Here is a 17355-nt window from a genome sequence, read left to right on the forward strand (position 1 = left end):
TGCAGTGACAAAAACACAGGGAGTAGGGCGCATGAATGATGTACCAGCGCTAGATATAAAAGACCTGCACAAAACATTTGGACAAAATGAAGTTTTAAAAGGCATTTCACTTGCCGCGCACAAAGGAGATGTTATCTCCATCATTGGCTCTTCCGGCTCAGGTAAGAGTACCTTTCTCAGATGTATCAACTTGCTAGAAACGCCTACCGCGGGCGAAATTTGGGTAAATGGTGAATTAATCCAAATGAAGAACAACAGAGCAGGTGAATCTGTTCCTGCTAATGAAAAGCAAGTCCAACGTATTCGCTCGCGCCTGGCAATGGTTTTCCAAGGTTTCAACCTCTGGTCTCACCTAACCGTACTAGAAAACGTGATTGAGGCGCCTGTTCATGTCTTAGGCGTGCCAAAAGCTCAAGCGATTGAAAATGCAGAAGTCTTGCTTAAGAAAGTAGGCTTGTATGAGCGTAAAGATTATTACCCTGGGCACTTATCTGGCGGCCAGCAGCAACGTGCAGCTATTGCCCGTGCGCTAGCAGTTGACCCAGAGGTGATGTTGTTTGACGAGCCAACTTCTGCGCTTGACCCAGAACTTGTAGGAGAAGTTTTGGGGGTAATGAGAGATTTGGCAGATGAAGGGCGAACTATGCTGGTGGTCACGCACGAAATGGCGTTTGCACGTGACGTATCAAACCATGTGATGTTTTTACATCAAGGCTTAGTGGAAGAACAGGGAAATCCAGCTAAGCTATTTACAAACCCGGATTCAGAACGATTACAGCAGTTTATCTCATCCATTTACTAATATTTGTTAGGCGGCAGACTATTGCCTCCTAAGCCAACACAACAAACAAAACGAAATAAAATAGCAATCACAGGAGTATGGAAATGAAAAAGTGGTTATTAGCAGCAACGATTGCTGCAACGGCAGTATCAGGTGTTGCTCAAGCGAAAGAATGGAAAACAGTTCGCTTTGGTATCGAAGGTGCTTACCCTCCGTTTAGCTGGACAGAAACTGATGGCTCAATAAAAGGCTTTGACGTAGACATGGCAAATGCACTCTGTGAAGAGATGCAAGTGAAGTGCAAAATCGTCGCTCAAGATTGGGATGGTATTATTCCTTCTCTGCTTGCACGTAAGTACGATGCCATCATCGCAGCAATGTCTATCACTGAAGAGCGCAAGAAAAAAGTCGATTTCACTGGCAAGTACGCACAAATTCCAAATAAATTTATCGCTAAGAAAGGTGCTGGTCTAGATTTTGATAATCTTAAAGATGTCAAAATTGGCGTGCAACGTGCGACGACACATGACAAGTACTTAACTGACAACTACGGCGATGATGTTGAAATTGTGCGTTATGGCTCTTTTGATGAAGCGTATCTTGATCTAGAAAATGGTCGAATTGCTGCCGTTTTAGGTGATGCGTCGGCTCTAGAAGAGGGTGTGATCAACAAAGCAGGTGGAGAAGCTTATGAGTTTGTTGGACCGTCGTTAACCGATCCAAAATGGTTTGGTGAAGGTATGGGGATCGCTGTTCGTAAACAAGACAAAGATCTGACGAAGAAACTCGACGCAGCAATTATTTCACTACGTGAGAAAGGTGTTTACCAAGAAATTGCTGGTAAATACTTTAACTACGATGTGTACGGTGAATAAACCGTAATTAAGCGACCGTTGGCTTGTTCCTAGAAGTAGTCAACGGTCGATTTTTTGAGTTTAGGGATTAGGAACTCACCTATGCTAGATTTACAAGGATACGAAGCTTCGATTTTGAAAGGAGCTTTAGTAACAATAGAAGTTGCAGTGCTTTCACTCATTCTCGCCATGGTCTTAGGCATGCTTGGCGCATTAGCTAAGTTAGCGCCTTACAAATGGGCAAGGGCGATTGCCACTCTTTACACCACCGTCATTCGCGGCATTCCAGATTTGGTTCTGATGATGCTAATTTTCTTTGGTGGACAAATACTTTTAAATAACAGCCTTTACTCCATCAACGAAACGCTCAACGAGTGGTTTGCCTCGAGTGATCCAAACCATGAATGGACGTCTTACTTACCTGATTATATTGATGTCAGCCCATTTATTGCTGGTGTACTCACGATTGGTTTTATCTTTGGCGCCTACATGGCGGAGACTTTTCGTGGAGCGATCATGGCGGTGGACAAAGGTGAGCTAGAAGCGGCGAAAGCTTATGGGATGAGTTCTGCTTTATCGTTTAGAAGAATCTTACTGCCTCAGATGATTCGTCATGCATTACCTGGATTTGGTAATAACTGGTTAGTGTTACTTAAGACCACTGCGTTAGTTTCCATTATTGGTCTGGATGACATGGTGAGAATGAGCTCATTGGCAGCAGGTACAACCAAAATGCCGTTCACCTTTTACATGGCTGTCGCGCTCATCTTTCTATTTTTTACCAGCGTTTCGACCGGGCTACTCAAGCTTGTTGAGCGTAAGTTCAGTATTCATGCGAGGTAAGTTATGGACTTTTCTTTGATTATTGAAAGCTTTCCAACTTATCTTCAGGGACTTTGGACAACAGTTTGGTTAGTGGGATTAGCGTTGGTTATTGGCTTGTGTGTCTCTATCCCATTAGCCGTGGCACGCAATAGTACCAATTACGCTCTAAGCTTACCTTCTTGGGGATTCATTTACTTTTTCCGTGGAACGCCGCTATTGGTTCAGCTGTATTTGATTTACTACGGCATGGATCAGTTTTTCCCTGTGAAAGATACCTTATGGGAGAACGCTTGGTTCTGTGCTTTGGTCGCTTTTATTCTTAATACATCGGCTTACACCGCAGAAATTATTCGTGGTGCGATTAATGGTTTGCTGAAAGGTGAGGTGGAAGCTGCGAAAGCGTATGGCATGAGTAAGTTTATGACATACAGACGTATTATCTTGCCGAGTGCATTGCGTCGAGCATTACCAGCTTATTCAAACGAGGTCATATTTATGCTGCACGGAAGTGCAGTCGCGGGCATCGTTACCATCATGGATTTAACTGGTGCTGCGCGTCTAGTTAACTCGCGCTACTATGCACCATTTGAGTCTTTCCTGACGGCGGGGCTGTTCTACATGGCACTGACGTTTATGATTTTGTGGTGTTTCAAAGTGGCAGAGAGGCGTTTCTTAGCTTATCTACGTCCTTTAAGCTAATTATCAATAGAGGCAATAGCACCGGAATGGGTGCTATTGCTTTTGATAATTTTGTTATCTTCATTCCTATTTTTCCAGCCGATATAAAAGACTCTTTCTTATTATTCATTAACTTACATTAACATTCAGTAAACTCATTGTTTAGTAAGTAAAAATGAAAAAAACAATTCTATCGTTGGGCATTGCCGCCTTAGCCACAGGATGTGGTGGGGGAGAGGGAGAATCACAACCTAATGCTCAAGTAAAACCAACGCCAGCTCCAGTTCAACAAGCTCTGGAAACTGGTAATGCACTGCTCGTTTCTGACCCGAGCGATTTCATTCGTAAAAGTCATCAGGTTGTGGAAGCTCACAAGATGCAGTCGAATACGATCAAATCTGCAATTGCGAAAAGCCTTTCAGGTCTTTATTGGGATCCAACCCATGATGCCGCGATCTTGGCACCTCAGTATGGCTTCAACGACACCATCTTGATGACCAATACGGCCATGGCAAGCGGTTACAAAGATCAAGCTCTGTCAATTGGCGTTGCCGGGGAAAAGTCTAATGGTCAACGTTACGCACTATTAGGTAGTAACCCATTTAGAACGGCACAACGTTTTCCCGACTCTTCCAACGCAGCGATGACGAAATGGTTAAGTAACCTGGTCACTTGGTTGTCGGGCGGAGTTACTTCAAACGTCGTCATCGCGCAAATGGATCAGTCTTATTACTTTCCGGATGAGCAAGCGACTCGGAATTGGCTGAAAGACAATGTTTCACAAGAGCTGGCGTTTAACGAGGCCAACCTATGCGATGGTTCGAAGCTACTTAGCTGCTTGCAAACCAATACTCCAAACTTATTGATCTTGTCACAGCATCTGCAATCTGGAGATACCAACAAACCAGTACTCGAAGCTTTGGAATACGCTGAGCAAGCCCAAATTCCTGTTCTATACCTGCATTGGGATGGAGGACTAACTGATCTTGGCCAAGACATTTTGGAAAAATTCCATGTTGATTATGTGGGAGATAACTATTGGCGTAAGTTAGGCTTGGTCGACTGGGAACCTTCATCGTTGATGAACGTTGTGCCGGACTCTGTCATCACACAACAAGCGCTGTTGTCTCGTTTTGAATCTCAAAATTTCAACGTTGACTTGTCACAGTGTGATGACAAAACCTGCCCTGACACTGCGAATATGGACAGTCAATTTTATGCAGGGGCAAACAGCATTCGCCATTGGTTGCAAAAGCTTGATGAACAAAAAGTAGATTTGTTTAATCAAAACGGCTACCAATACGAAAAACTCATGGTATTGCTGGCTGATCATTATCGTCAAACGGTTGTCTTCCCGATGGACAAACAATCAACCCAAACGACCGAATTCCTAAAGTCGTACTTTGCCGATTACGTGCAATACAACAGCCGAAGCGTAAACCCAAAACAACCAAATATGGGGAACTTCAGCCGTAGTGAGTTTAGCCCTGACATAAAGAGAATCAGTGCAACGATTAATATGGAATCAAAGCGTAACTTCCGTTCGGCTGGTGTGTATGCGCTTCCTGGGGAAACCTTTACGGTTAAACGTAATGACAGCAATGATGTGGCGACTAAGATTGTCATCAACACTTTAAGAAGTGGTGCAACTCATGAGTTCAGCAAAGATGGATACACGCGACCAAAACTGCTGACTTCATTCGGCTATGAAGTGAAGCCGGGTGAAACCATCACGCTGACTTCTCCTTATGGTGGTCCAGTACAGGTTCACTTTGACAAAAATGATGTTCCGGTTGAACTGAAATTTAATCATGTGGCACAGCATCCAGTTTGGAGAAGTGAGAAGGACAACGACGCTTTTATTCAACAGTTAGAAGCCAATTTATTCGATTGGGCTGAGCTGATCACTCCTGGGTTTGAAGTACACTCAAAGCGCGACAAAATGTTGGAGTCGGTCAACGATGAAATGTGGTCTACCCCTTCGGAAATGGCGCTTGCAACAGAAGAATATGTTCACAACTACCCGCATGTGCTGGCAGGTTTCCAAGGGCCGGGCATAGATGAAGTGCCTGAAATTATTCAATACGCCCAAAACCAAGGTTGGGAAATCGCCAATATTGATATAGTGAAGCACATGAACGCTGACCAAGCGACGTGTGGTTATGGTTGTTCGGGTAACCCTTACGATGCTTACTGGTCATTCAGCCCACTCGGTCACGGTGATTTACATGAGCTTGGTCATGGTTTAGAAAAAGGTCGATTCCGATTTTCAGGCTGGGAAGGGCATTCAACGACCAATTACTACTCGTATTACAGTAAGTCTCGTTTCTTCCAGAATACGGGAAAAGTTTCAACTTGCCAAAGCTTGGATTTCAAAGGCCAGTTTGAATTATTGCAAGCTAGCCGAACTCAAGCGGATCCAAACGCATACATGGCTGCGCAAAATCAAACCAGTTGGAGTTGGGGCGCTCGTGTTTACATTCAAATGATGATGGCGGCGCAGCATGAAGGTGTGCTTAAAAATGGTTGGCATTTATTGGCGCGCTTGCACCTGATTGAACGTGAGTTTAACCGCTTAAAATCGGACGATGCGCTTTGGGATGAGAGACGATTGAGCATTGGTTTCGCCAACTACTCTCGGGAAGAAGCAAATAGCATCTCGAACAACGACTGGTTGCTTATTGCTCTGAGCTACATCTCTCAGCGAGATATGACTAACTATCTCGATATGTGGGGGTTCTCGTTCACAGAAAAAGCGAAACAGCAGGTTGTGGCGCTGAATCTACCGCCGATGCCGCTCACTTACTTTGCAAGTAGTAATACAGGCTACTGTCTGAACGAATTTGCTCAAACACCGATAACTATTGATGGTCAAACGGTTTGGCCGCTGAATCAGTGATTAAATGGTAATTTGTATGAAAAAGGGAGACTGAGTCTCCCTTTTTATTGGACTAAGCTTAGCGTTGAGTCTCGCTTATAGCTTTGCAATATATTACTTAAATGTTGACCAGATTGGTGCGTGATCTGAAGGCTTCTCGATACCACGAAGCTCATAGTCGATACCAGATTCAATACACTTTTCCGCTAGAGAAGGGGTTGCCAAAATGACATCAATTCGTAGGCCACGGTTATCATCAAAACCGCGAGAACGGTAGTCAAACCACGAAAATTGATCGTTCACCTCTGGGTATAGCTTACGGAAGGTGTCCACAAAGCCCCAGTCTAGTAAGGTTTTCAACCATTCGCGCTCTTCAGGTTGGAATGAACATTTACCTGTTTTTAGCCAACGTTTACGGTTTGGCTCGCCGATACCGATATCTGCATCAATAGGGCTGATGTTGATGTCACCCATAACAATCAATTGCTCGTCGTTATTGTGATGATCGTTTAGGTAGGTCATCAGATCTTTATAGAATTGGCGCTTGTATGGGAATTTGGTTTCGTGGCTGATGTTATCCCCTTGAGGGAAATAGCCGTTTAGCACAGTGACCTTTTCGCCGTTTTCATTTAAAAACGTTGCCATGATCATGCGCTTTTGATGTTCCTCGTTATCCGTCGGGAACCCTTTTTGTACGTGTAGAGGCTCTTGCTTACAAAGCATTGCTACGCCGTAATGTGCTTTTTGACCATGGAAATACACTTTGTAGCCCATGGCTTCGACAGCTTCAATCGGGAATGCTTCATCGTGAACTTTAATTTCCTGAAGACCAATCACATCAGGTTGGTGTTTGTCGATTAGCGCTTGGAGTTGGTGCAGTCGCGCACGTAGTCCATTGATGTTAAAGCTGATTACTTTCATTATTTATCCTTTTGGGGCGTACTTTTTATGAATAGTATCATTGTGTAAGAGCACTGAAAATGAGTCTCGGTGAGAGGAGTGAAACGCTCTGAGCTACTTTGCTTTTAATTTGTTTTCTAAGTCGTTTTGCACGATCTTTAAAGCGTTAAGCGCAACTTCTGGATCTATCTCATTGCTCTCAAGCAAATAGATTAAATCGACAGCCAGTTTGATCTCTTCAGGTGCGTCATCTAAAGGCGAGGTTGGTTGGTCAGCCATTATTGATGTTTTTCCCTATGTGTAATTTGGTTCTCTAGCTTAAGAAGTGCTGCTTCACAACGCTCTAAACGTTGCTCGGTTGCTAGTAATACTTTTTGAGCGTCGGCACGCATAAAACTAGGAGCACTTTCGACAGCACGTTCTTTTTCTAACACCATCTCGCGCAAGCGTCTTGCCCACTCTTGGTGTTGAGCGAGCTCCTGATAAAGCACGTTGATAGGCTTGCGGAAATGGCTGCTATGTTTGATTTCATTCTTACGAATTTTAGTGGTAGAAATCTCGCGTTGAATCGCACCGATTTGCGCCACTAACCGTTCAGTGAGGTACTCAGCACGCAAAGCGGTGAGCTTACCTTCATTTTGCTCACGCACAATCGCATCCAGCGTGGCTTTTGCTTCTTTTACGCAAGGAGTAAGTAAGCGAGAGCGGCAACCAAATAAACGCTCATCAAAAAGCGGAACATGATGTTCGCCTCTTTGACGGTCAAGAACAGCGGCTTGCTTCGCCATTTGTTCTAGATTTTCCTGGAGTTGAGAAATGTTCATGACAAACCTACAAACCATGCGTCATAAGCCAATTTAATGGCTAGTATGCTGACGACAGTAACAAATACAGGACGAATGAATTTAGAACCAAATCTAATAGCGGAGTGCGCGCCAACAAAAGCACCAGCCATTAAACATACTCCCATTGTTAAGCCTAGCACCCAGTTGATATGTCCGAGGAATGCAAAAGTGATCAAAGAGGTAAAGTTACTGGTAAAGTTCATTGCTTTTGCTAAGCCAGAGGCGAGCAAGATATTCAGCCGGTACAGCGCCATTGAACTTACTGTCCAAAAAGCCCCAGTTCCAGGCCCTGCGAGTCCGTCGTAGAATCCTATGGATAAGCCTTGCATGTACTGTTTTTTATGAAGTTTTGGGCAAGGCTCGGGTATTGGACTTTGATGAGCAGAGTGGGGTGTTTTATGAAAAACGGTATACAACGCTGCCGCCAAAATAACAAGCGGCAATCCTTTTTCCAGCCAATCCGTACTAATCGCATCTACAAATAGCGTACCTAATGTGGCTCCGACGAGTGTTGCCACGAATGCACGCCTCCAGCATTGAGGTTTGAATAGACGTTTTTTGTAGTACGTAAATGCTGCAGTAGAAGAAGCAAAGGTAGCGGCAAGTTTATTGGTGCCTAGTGCAATATGAGGCGGCAAGCCTAGCGACAGTAGAGCAGGTACGGTAAGCATGCCACCACCACCGGCAACTGCATCAATAAATCCTGCGACAAAAGCGACAAGCGCCAACACCAACAGCATGGTTGGCTCAATCATTTCCATAAATGGTGATTCTTCTAATATTCTATTTTACGTTTAAATGGAGGTAGTGAGTCGATTAAGGCTTGTCCGTATCGCTTAGTGACTAGGCGTCGATCAAGAATCGTTACTCTACCAGAATCTCTCTCTTTACGCAGTAAGCGACCTACGCTCTGGATCAGCTTTTTGCTTGCGTCTGGTACAGTTATTTGCATAAACGGGTTTCCTCCTTTTTTCTCAATGTATTCGGAATGCGCCTGCTCAACAGGGGAGGTTGGAACGCCAAATGGAATTTTTGTAATCACCAAGTTTTCAAGTAATTCGCCAGGTAAGTCTAGCCCCTCAGAGAAACTGCCAGTACCAAATAAGACGCTGGTTTTATTTGATTCTATTAGCTTTTTATGTTTTTTTAGAATTTCTTGACGTGAGCTTTCACCTTGAACTTGCAACGCCCAGCCTTTTTTTATGAACTCCGAAGAGAGTGCCTTCGCGACTTGGTTCATCTGCCAATAGGATGAGAATAATACTAAGTTGGCTTTCTTGTCTTCCAAGTACTTAGGCAATATCTCGATAAGATATTCAGTAAATTGAGGCGCTGGTGGTTCATATTTCATCGCAGGGATGAGCAATTCTGCCTGGTTTTGGTAATCGAATGGTGACGCAAGCGCTAAAAACTGAGTGCCTGATTCTGGTTTTCCATCAATACCAACCTGATGGCAAAAGTAATGGAAAGAGTTTAATGCACGCATCGTTGCGGAAACCAAAATGGCGCCAATACATCTGCTCCAAATCTGTTGGTCGAGTTGCCATCCAATTTCAAGTGGCGAAACACTCACAATGAAATCACCCTCGCGATCGGGGTGGGTTTCTAACCAGCGAGCTAAAGGCGCACCTTTTTCACGAGTTGGTTCAGCCATTAAATGCCATACTTGCGCTAGGTTTTCTAACCTTTGAATGTAGAAACCGAGCTCTGCAAGCGCTGGTTCAGCCAACCTTGTCGCAAGCTCCCCGTCTTTTACTCTTTCCGCAATAAGGTCGGCAATTTTTGCCACACTCTGATTTGCTTTTTTACTGAACTGTTTTAGTTCTTTGGATTGGTTCTCTAGCCACTCAGGTAGTTCACCGTTTTCGAAGCGGTAGATACCCTCTTCAAATTGAGCTGGGTCGAACTGTTTGGGCAATTGAGTCAGTGCCGGTATCAAGTTCTGAACCGCGTCTTGAAGGTCGTTGCGAAATCGAGCTACGCGTTTCTCGTCTGCGAGTGATGAAAACTTACTAATCGACTGATTTAACTTCTCAAGCCATGCTGCCGCGCCTTTTAAACTCGCAGATGCTGAAGCATGGTCACGAGCGACGTGAGGTAAGTGATGTGCCTCGTCGAAGACGTATATTGTATTTTCTGGCTCAGGTAAAATCACGCCGCCACCTAAATCTGCGTCTGCCATGACGAGAGAGTGGTTAGCAATGATGACATCGTTTTTATCCAACTCTGAGCGCGCTTTTTGGAATGGGCAGCCGCGGTGGCCTGGTAAACTGTTATTGCAACTGTGTTTATCACTGACAATCAGTTGCCAAAGCTTATCGTCGATGGGTTTAGGCCAAGAATCACGGTCACCGTCCCATTTACCTTGCGCAAGAGAGCGATGCATTGTTTCCAACAGCTCTATATCTTTTTGCTTAGGCTTGGTTTCGAACATGGCTAACTGACCACCATCAGCACCGCTAGCAGTGGCGAGCTTTTCTGCACAACAATAGCGTTGACGGCCTTTTGCCAAAATAAAAGAAAACTCGCGGTCAGTAATCCGACGAAAAAGAGGGAGGTCTTTATTTATGAGCTGCTCTTGCAGAGCGACGGTCGCCGTTGAGATAACCACTTTTCTATTGTTATGTACAGCCACGGGAATGGTCGCCATTAGATAGGAGAGCGATTTACCAATTCCAGTCCCTGCTTCTGCAACGAGTATTCGGTTAGATTTGTGATACTGACCGCACAGCGTTTTTGCAATCTCTGCAACAAGGTAGTTTTGTGCTCTTCTAGGCACAAAGTTATCAAGTTGATCTTGAAGGTTTTGATAGCTATTACGAATCGATTTTTGAATGTTACTGGTCAGCATACGGGCCTCAAATGCGTTGGAGGCGAATAGTAGCACACATCACTAGTTGTACAGTAGTTCACAAAACGGAATGCTTTTATAAGGAATGTAGATCTCCTTCACAAAAAAATATTGAACCTTATCTTAATGAAATTAATTTCATTATATGAAAAATATAAAACTCCAACTTGGTCTTATTTGTAGGTTTTTATTCTTTTTTTGTTTTTTTAAAATTTACTTATTGGATTAAAAAACCATTTGTTAATAATTTTGTAAATTACAAATAATAATGGGGATTGGTTAGATGTTCGTCGAATAAATAAAGGTAAACCTATTAAGTTGTTGTTTTGTAATGGTATTTTGTTTTTTTTACATTGGTATTTAGAAAATTTGACAGCCAGAATAATCTTTTGCACTCTTAGCTCCAGATTTTGAGGAGGTGCTGTATAACGTTTTGTTAACGCTCTACCTCAAACATATAAAAAAGGGAACCGGACAAGGATATCCCGAACTAAGAAAAGGCAGTGGATTAATTATGAAAAAAACTCTATTAGCACTAGCTGTAGTTGCGTCTGCAACTTCAGTGAACGCAGCTGAAGTATTCAAATCTGAAGAAGGTTCTGTAGATTTCTACGGTCAGCTACGTCCAACTCTTCTATTCACAGAAAAAACTGATCACACAGCAGAGCTAAACACTAGCTCTTCTCGTACTGGTGTGAACGCGGTTTACGTTGTTGACGAAAGCCTAAAAGTTCTGGGTGAAGTTGAAATCGGTGTTGCTCTAGGTGACAACTACGACGCAGGTGCTGATTCAAGCGAGCGTACAGATGACTCTGTATACGTACGTCGCCACATCATCGGCTTTGATATGGGTGATATGGGTACTCTTCGCTTCGGTAAAGAAGGTACTTGGGCTGATGACGTATACTTCGCAGATTACTCTTACTTCTTCGGTGGTAACGCAGCGGAAACTGCATACGGTCACGCTTGGAACAACGATTCTCAAATCAAATACGCTTACGAAAGTGACGCATTCTGGCTAAAAGCTGGTTACGCGCTAGGCGAAAAAGATTCTAACGAAGAAGTACTAGAAGTATTCGTTGGTAAATCTTTCAACGACCTATCTCTACACGCTGGTGTACTTACTGCAAACAACGACATCAACGTAACTAAAGAGAAAAAACTAGTTCTTAATGGTGTAGAGCAAACAGTTTCTCACACAGAGCGTACTGATAACGAAAACCTATCTTTTGAAGTAACTGCTGAGTACGCACTAAACGAGCACACTCTAGGTGCTACGTACTACTACAACGAAAACGAAGATAAGCTAGGTAAATCAACAGTTGATTCACACTACATCGTTGTAGCTGGTATGTTCGCTGTTGCTCCTAAAACAACTCTATACTCTGGTTACGAGTACTTAGCTCAGTCTACTGACGAAGCAGGTAAAGTAGACGCAGACTCTTCTTGGTTCTACGCTGGTGTTGAATACAAGTTCTCTAAATGGGCACGTGTATTCGCAGAAGCGGGTTACACTTTCGAAGGTACTGACTTCGACAACAAAGACACAGACGACGCAACTAACTTCGGTGTTGGTGCTCGTTTCTACTGGTAATCAATACCCAGTTTGATATTGTAAGACCCAGCTATATGCTGGGTCTTTTACTATGAAGATAAGGATGAAAAATTCTATGCAGTTATCATTAAAAGTGGCAATGGCACTGTCTATTTTTGCCAGTACAAACCTCTACGCTGCAACGACTTTAGTGGTTCCAGAAGACGTGAAGTTATTGGCCGTCAACATGGAGAAGCCAGATCTAGAAGGTGGTCTTTTTTCTAGTGAGAAGACAATCGAACTACCTGACGGAACGAATCAAATTGTCTTCAAATATCAACCTACATTCGAAATTAACGAAAACCTTAAGACGGTTTACAGTGATGTAATCGTTGCTAAATTTGATGCTGAAAACGAAAAGCTAACGTTTGAACTGCCAGAGTTTAAAACTCTTCGCCAAGCGCAAAACAACATCTCGCCTCTAGATTGGCAATTACTGGATACCAAAGGCCAACCTATTGCTTTGGTCGAAGATGTATTAGAGTCAGATGGTGTTCAAATTGGTCGTAATTACCCTCAAGAATCTCGTAACTACAATATTGCTGGCGGTATCGCGAGTGTTGCCGTTAGTTATGTAACTGTGAATCAGCATCAACAATCAGTAAGTGATATCGAGCCTCGAGTTGAGACTAGTGATACCCGTTCAACAGCCGCATCGAACGACAGCCCAATGGTTGATGTATTAAAGACTATGTACCAGAAAGCGTCTCCGGCGGAAAAAGAGGCATTTAAAAACTGGCTTGCTGAGCAGTAATCCCTTAGTTCATTAGATAGGGCTTAACTGAAAAAGTACGAATCTAAAAAGCAGGCTTTAAGCCTGCTTTTATCTTTTCTGCTTATTAGAGAGAGATTTCTCTCCATTCACCAGGCATTAGGTCGTTAAGGACGATATCACCCATCGAATGACGAATGAGGCGCAAAGTAGGGAAGCCAATGTGCGCAGTCATGCGACGCACCTGACGATTTCTTCCTTCGATAATGGTAATGGCTAACCAAGTGGTAGGGATATTTGCGCGAAAACGAACCGGAGGCGTTCTGTCCCAGACTTGTGGTTCTGGAATAACTTCAACTTCGGCTGGTAGAGTCATACCATCTTTTAGCTCTACTCCCTTCCTCAATTTTTCAAGATCTTGCTCCTGAGGAGCGCCATCGACTTGAACCCAATAAGTCTTCGGCGATTTTGACTTTGGCTGCGTTAACTTCGCCTGCAAGATGCCATCGTTAGTGAGTACCATCAAACCTTCGCTGTCTCGGTCCAATCGGCCAGCCGCATAGACATTTTTGATTGGGATATAGTCCGCTAACGTTTTGCGACCATCGCCATCGGTAAATTGACTGAGCGTATCGTAAGGCTTATTGAAAATAATGACTTTACGATCTTTAGGGGCCACTTTTGGCTTTTGGCTTTTTGTTGGGCGATTAGGGCGGCGGTCTTGCTGAGTACGAGTCTTCGAGCCATTGCGAGCTCCTGAGTGTTTAAAATGGCCCGTTTTAGACTGGTTACGACTGCGACCTTTTTCCTGACCTGTACGAGATGACATGTTAACTACCCTGCAAAAATGTAAATGAACTGTGTTTGAAAGTTTTAAGTTTTCTCATGATCGGATATGATTTGCGCGCCTAAAACTAACAAACGCGCACAGAATGATAGACTAATTCGTGTTATTTGTTTAATTATATCAGTGCACTCATGGATTCAGAGCTTAGAGCTTCAAACTACAACAAAGAGTGCGAACCGCATGTGGCGTTAGTGAGGAGACATGTACTGCTAACGTGCAGCAATGCGTCAATTAAACCAACTCAGACGCTGAGTTGATCAGCCAACAAGTTGATTAAAAAATAGGGAAATTTCATGCCTACAGAAAAACCTACAATTATCTACACCATCACTGATGAAGCGCCGGCGCTAGCAACTTATTCATTACTACCAATCATTCAATCATTCACAGCATCGTCTGGCATCAATGTAGATACTCGTGATATTTCACTAGCAGGTCGAATTATCGCTAACTTCCCAGAGCATCTAAAAGAAGAACAGCGCATTGGCGATGCGTTGACTGAGCTTGGTGAACTAGCTCAAACTCCAGAAGCAAATATCATCAAGCTACCTAACATTTCAGCTTCAGTTCCTCAGCTTAAAGCGGCGATTAAAGAGCTTCAGGCGAAAGGTTACGATTTACCAAACTACCCAGAAGAGCCGAGCACGTACGAAGAGAAAGCGATTAAAGCGGCTTACGACAAAATCAAAGGTAGTGCGGTTAACCCAGTACTTCGTGAAGGTAACTCAGACCGTCGTGCTCCGACTTCGGTTAAGAACTACGCGAAGAAAAACCCACACTCAATGGGTGCATGGTCAGCAGAATCTAAGTCTCATGTTGCGAGCATGTCAGACAATGACTTCTTTGGTAGCGAAAAGTCTACAACTATCTCTGGTGCAACAGATGTCAAAATCGAGTTTGTCGGTAATGATGGTACAGTTAAAGAGCTTAAGTCTGCGTTCCCATTACTAGATAAAGAAGTCATTGATACTTCAGTAATGAAGAAGAAGGCGTTGGTTGAATTTTTCGAGAAAGAGATTGCTGAAGCGAAAGCACAAGACGTGCTGCTGTCTCTTCATATGAAAGCGACGATGATGAAAGTTTCTGACCCTGTCATTTTCGGCCATGCCGTAAAAGTTTACTACAAAGACGTTTTCGATAAGTACGGTAAGCTGTTTGAAGAGCTAGGCGTTGATGTAAACAATGGCATCGGTGATGTTTACTCAAAAATTGAGTCTCTACCTGAAGCGCAAAAAGCAGAAATTGAAGCGGCCATTCAAGCGGTTTACCAAACTCAACCAGAACTTGCGATGGTTGACTCTGATCGTGGTATCACAAACTTACATGTACCAAGTGACATTATTGTAGATGCTTCTATGCCAGCAATGCTTCGCTCTTCGGGTCAAATGTGGGGACCAGATGGTAAACAAAAAGACACCAAAGCGATGATTCCAGATCGTAGCTACGCAGGTATTTACCAAGCGGTTATTGATTTCTGTAAAGAGCACGGCGCATTTGATCCAACCACTATGGGTAGCGTACCTAACGTTGGTCTAATGGCTCAGAAAGCTGAAGAGTATGGTTCTCACGACAAGACATTCATTCTAGACGCTGCGGGTACTGTTCGCGTTGTTGATGCTTCAGGTAACGTACTGTTAGAGCAAGCGGTTGAAGAAGGTGATATCTTCCGTATGTGTCAGGTTAAAGACGCACCAATCCAAGATTGGGTTAAACTAGCAGTGACTCGCGCACGTGCAACAGGTGTTCCAGCTGTATTCTGGCTAGATGAAAACCGCGCGCACGATGCTGAGCTCATCAAGAAAGTAAACGCCTACCTACCAGATCACGATACTGACGGTCTAGAGATTAAGATCCTATCTCCTGTTGAAGCTTGTAAGTACTCACTAGAGCGTATGAAAGCGGGCCTAGATACTATCTCTGTTACAGGTAATGTTCTTCGCGACTACCTAACAGACTTGTTCCCAATTCTAGAGTTAGGTACGTCTGCTAAGATGCTATCTATTGTTCCATTGATGAATGGTGGTGGTCTATTTGAAACAGGCGCTGGTGGTTCTGCTCCTAAGCACGTTCAACAAGTAGAAAAAGAGAATCACCTTCGTTGGGATTCTTTGGGCGAGTTCCTAGCGCTTGCAGCTTCGTTAGAGCATTTAAGTGTAGCGACAAACAATCCTAAGGCTCAGGTTCTCGCAGATACACTAGATAAAGCGACCGGTGAGTTTTTAGACACCAACAAATCTCCGTCACGCAAAGTGGGTGAGCTAGATAACCGTGGAAGCCACTTCTATCTTGCACTTTACTGGGCGAAAGCGCTTTCAGAGCAAACGGATGATGCGGATCTTGCTGCTGAATTTGCACCAATTGCAAAAGCGCTGTCAGAGCAGGAAGAAACGATCGTTGCTGAGCTAAATAATGCGCAAGGCGTGAAAGGTGAGCTAGGAGGTTACTACTTACTAGACGATGCATTGGTTTCTAAATTGATGCGTCCAAGCGAAACCTTTAACGCAATCATTAACAAGTAAGTTAGTGTAAAAACACGTCGTTTTCGGCGTGTTTCCTATCCTGTAAGTGCGTTGTAAGTGTTCCTTTTGTAACACGTGCTCTAAATAGTAAGAAACCCGCTATCTTGGCGGGTTTATTTTTCTCTTCAAAACATCAACGTGGCGTTTCGAGAGCAATATTTTTATATTTCGACAGCGCTCTAATTATTTGGCTTGGCCTTCAAGAGGCACGACGCTACTCGCGTGACAGCCTTTGGGACCTTTTTCAATCTCGTAAGAGACTTGTTGGCCTGCTTTCAGTGTACGATAACCGTCCATCTGGATAGTTGAGTAGTGGGCAAAGATATCTCCCTCTTCTTCATCTGAACAAATAAACCCAAATCCTTTGGCATTATTAAACCACTTTACTGTACCTGTAGCCATGCTTTACATCCCTCATGCATTTTTTACTGATGTTGTTACTGCAACCAAGTTATACCTTTAACTTGGTACTACCATTGTCAGCGAATGCCAACAAACGTCAAATCAATGATAAGTCACATTCATCAAACCACTTAAAGAAGAGAAGTTTCAAAATGATGATTTATGCATCGACACTTTCCACTGTAGTCAATGAATTTCGACAGTCAATAGCAGTGAGCAACAAACAGAAACATAATTGAAAACAAATCACTTTTGAGATTAACAAATTTGCAAACAGTTTTTCGTATATACGCAGAAGTTTAGTCAATTTGCCTATAAAGTGGCTCATACTGAAAAAGCCATACTGTCCGTGTTGCTTATGGGAGAAGAATCCTCTGACTGAATAAAAAATGAAGTTTTCGTGATAATTACCGTATTCTCAATGAGGAAGTGTGACCCAGATAGAAGATGATGGGGTGGTTTGCAATAGTCCGAGAGCAATAAATAGAAAGTTCTTTTATAAGAAAAAATGTGTAACTTATCGACAAGCATCTTTTATTTGCGCCGTATCAAGACGTGCATTAGTCTCTATATTAGGTAGCAACTTTTATCGATCAAAGATCGAATTCGGTGCCATAACTCACTACACCGCGCTGCATGCTTGTGGTAGATTGTTTTTATAGGTCGAAA

15 protein-coding genes are annotated in these 17355 nt (G+C 43.4%); 8 read left to right on the forward strand and 7 right to left on the reverse strand.

Features of this window, described 5'->3' with window-relative positions; translation table 11 throughout:
* Nucleotides 1–31: 31 nt before the first annotated feature.
* The 5 genes from R7Q09_RS02855 (at nucleotide 32) to R7Q09_RS02875 (ending at nucleotide 6037) form a co-directional block, all read left to right on the forward strand.
* Nucleotides 32–802: an ABC transporter ATP-binding protein gene (locus R7Q09_RS02855; RefSeq protein ID WP_005378438.1), complete on the forward strand. Its 771-nt coding sequence runs from the start codon at nucleotides 32–34 to the stop codon at nucleotides 800–802.
* A gap of 83 nt (nucleotides 803–885) precedes the next feature.
* Nucleotides 886–1656, forward strand: a complete 771-nt coding sequence (locus R7Q09_RS02860; RefSeq protein WP_005378437.1) for an ABC transporter substrate-binding protein — start codon at nucleotides 886–888, stop codon at nucleotides 1654–1656.
* Nucleotides 1657–1737: 81 nt separating this feature from the next.
* A complete protein-coding gene (locus tag R7Q09_RS02865; RefSeq protein WP_005378436.1) occupies nucleotides 1738–2478 on the forward strand; it encodes an ABC transporter permease in 741 nt (246 codons plus the stop codon).
* 3 nt (nucleotides 2479–2481) lie between these two features.
* Complete coding sequence (locus R7Q09_RS02870) at nucleotides 2482–3159, forward strand: ABC transporter permease (protein ID WP_213871536.1); 678 nt, start codon at nucleotides 2482–2484, stop codon at nucleotides 3157–3159.
* 154 nt (nucleotides 3160–3313) lie between these two features.
* Nucleotides 3314–6037: an ImpA family metalloprotease gene (locus R7Q09_RS02875; protein ID WP_318070491.1), complete on the forward strand. Its 2724-nt coding sequence runs from the start codon at nucleotides 3314–3316 to the stop codon at nucleotides 6035–6037.
* A gap of 93 nt (nucleotides 6038–6130) precedes the next feature.
* Here the strand turns inward: R7Q09_RS02875 and xthA are convergent, their stop codons facing one another.
* The 5 genes from xthA to dinG all read right to left on the reverse strand — a co-directional run bounded on the left by xthA (nucleotide 6131) and on the right by dinG (nucleotide 10612).
* The gene (gene xthA, locus R7Q09_RS02880; RefSeq protein WP_005378433.1) at nucleotides 6131–6937 is read right to left on the reverse strand and encodes an exodeoxyribonuclease III; all 807 of its coding nucleotides are present in this window, start codon (nucleotides 6935–6937) and stop codon (nucleotides 6131–6133) included.
* A gap of 93 nt (nucleotides 6938–7030) precedes the next feature.
* The gene (rsmS, locus tag R7Q09_RS02885) at nucleotides 7031–7195 is read right to left on the reverse strand and encodes a pleiotropic regulatory protein RsmS (RefSeq protein WP_005378432.1); all 165 of its coding nucleotides are present in this window, start codon (nucleotides 7193–7195) and stop codon (nucleotides 7031–7033) included.
* Complete coding sequence (locus R7Q09_RS02890) at nucleotides 7195–7740, reverse strand: primosomal replication protein (RefSeq protein ID WP_171345296.1); 546 nt, start codon at nucleotides 7738–7740, stop codon at nucleotides 7195–7197. The genes rsmS and R7Q09_RS02890 overlap by 1 nt, the downstream gene beginning before the upstream one ends.
* Nucleotides 7737–8522: a sulfite exporter TauE/SafE family protein gene (locus R7Q09_RS02895; protein ID WP_005387866.1), complete on the reverse strand. Its 786-nt coding sequence runs from the start codon at nucleotides 8520–8522 to the stop codon at nucleotides 7737–7739. The genes R7Q09_RS02890 and R7Q09_RS02895 overlap by 4 nt, the downstream gene beginning before the upstream one ends.
* Before the next feature lie 14 nt (nucleotides 8523–8536).
* Complete coding sequence (gene dinG, locus R7Q09_RS02900) at nucleotides 8537–10612, reverse strand: ATP-dependent DNA helicase DinG (protein ID WP_318070492.1); 2076 nt, start codon at nucleotides 10610–10612, stop codon at nucleotides 8537–8539.
* Nucleotides 10613–11126: 514 nt separating this feature from the next.
* Between dinG and R7Q09_RS02905 the strand changes: the two genes are divergently transcribed.
* Together R7Q09_RS02905 and R7Q09_RS02910 are read left to right on the forward strand one after the other, a co-directional pair.
* Complete coding sequence (locus tag R7Q09_RS02905; RefSeq protein WP_318070493.1) at nucleotides 11127–12206, forward strand: porin; 1080 nt, start codon at nucleotides 11127–11129, stop codon at nucleotides 12204–12206.
* A gap of 76 nt (nucleotides 12207–12282) precedes the next feature.
* Complete coding sequence (locus R7Q09_RS02910) at nucleotides 12283–12960, forward strand: DUF2057 family protein (RefSeq protein WP_017634732.1); 678 nt, start codon at nucleotides 12283–12285, stop codon at nucleotides 12958–12960.
* Nucleotides 12961–13045: 85 nt separating this feature from the next.
* Here the strand turns inward: R7Q09_RS02910 and R7Q09_RS02915 are convergent, their stop codons facing one another.
* Nucleotides 13046–13747 carry a pseudouridine synthase gene (locus R7Q09_RS02915; protein WP_005387874.1) on the reverse strand — a complete coding sequence of 234 codons (702 nt, stop codon included), beginning with the start codon at nucleotides 13745–13747 and terminating at the stop codon, nucleotides 13046–13048.
* Nucleotides 13748–14058: 311 nt separating this feature from the next.
* Between R7Q09_RS02915 and R7Q09_RS02920 the strand changes: the two genes are divergently transcribed.
* Nucleotides 14059–16284 (forward strand): NADP-dependent isocitrate dehydrogenase, encoded by a 2226-nt coding sequence (locus R7Q09_RS02920; RefSeq protein ID WP_005387876.1) that lies wholly within the window; start codon nucleotides 14059–14061, stop codon nucleotides 16282–16284.
* Nucleotides 16285–16467: 183 nt separating this feature from the next.
* Here the strand turns inward: R7Q09_RS02920 and cspD are convergent, their stop codons facing one another.
* Nucleotides 16468–16686, reverse strand: coding sequence for a cold shock domain-containing protein CspD (cspD, locus tag R7Q09_RS02925; protein WP_005378407.1), 219 nt, complete (start codon nucleotides 16684–16686; stop codon nucleotides 16468–16470).
* Nucleotides 16687–17355: the final 669 nt, after the last annotated feature.

Source organism: Vibrio sp. 2130-1 (assembly GCF_033339515.1).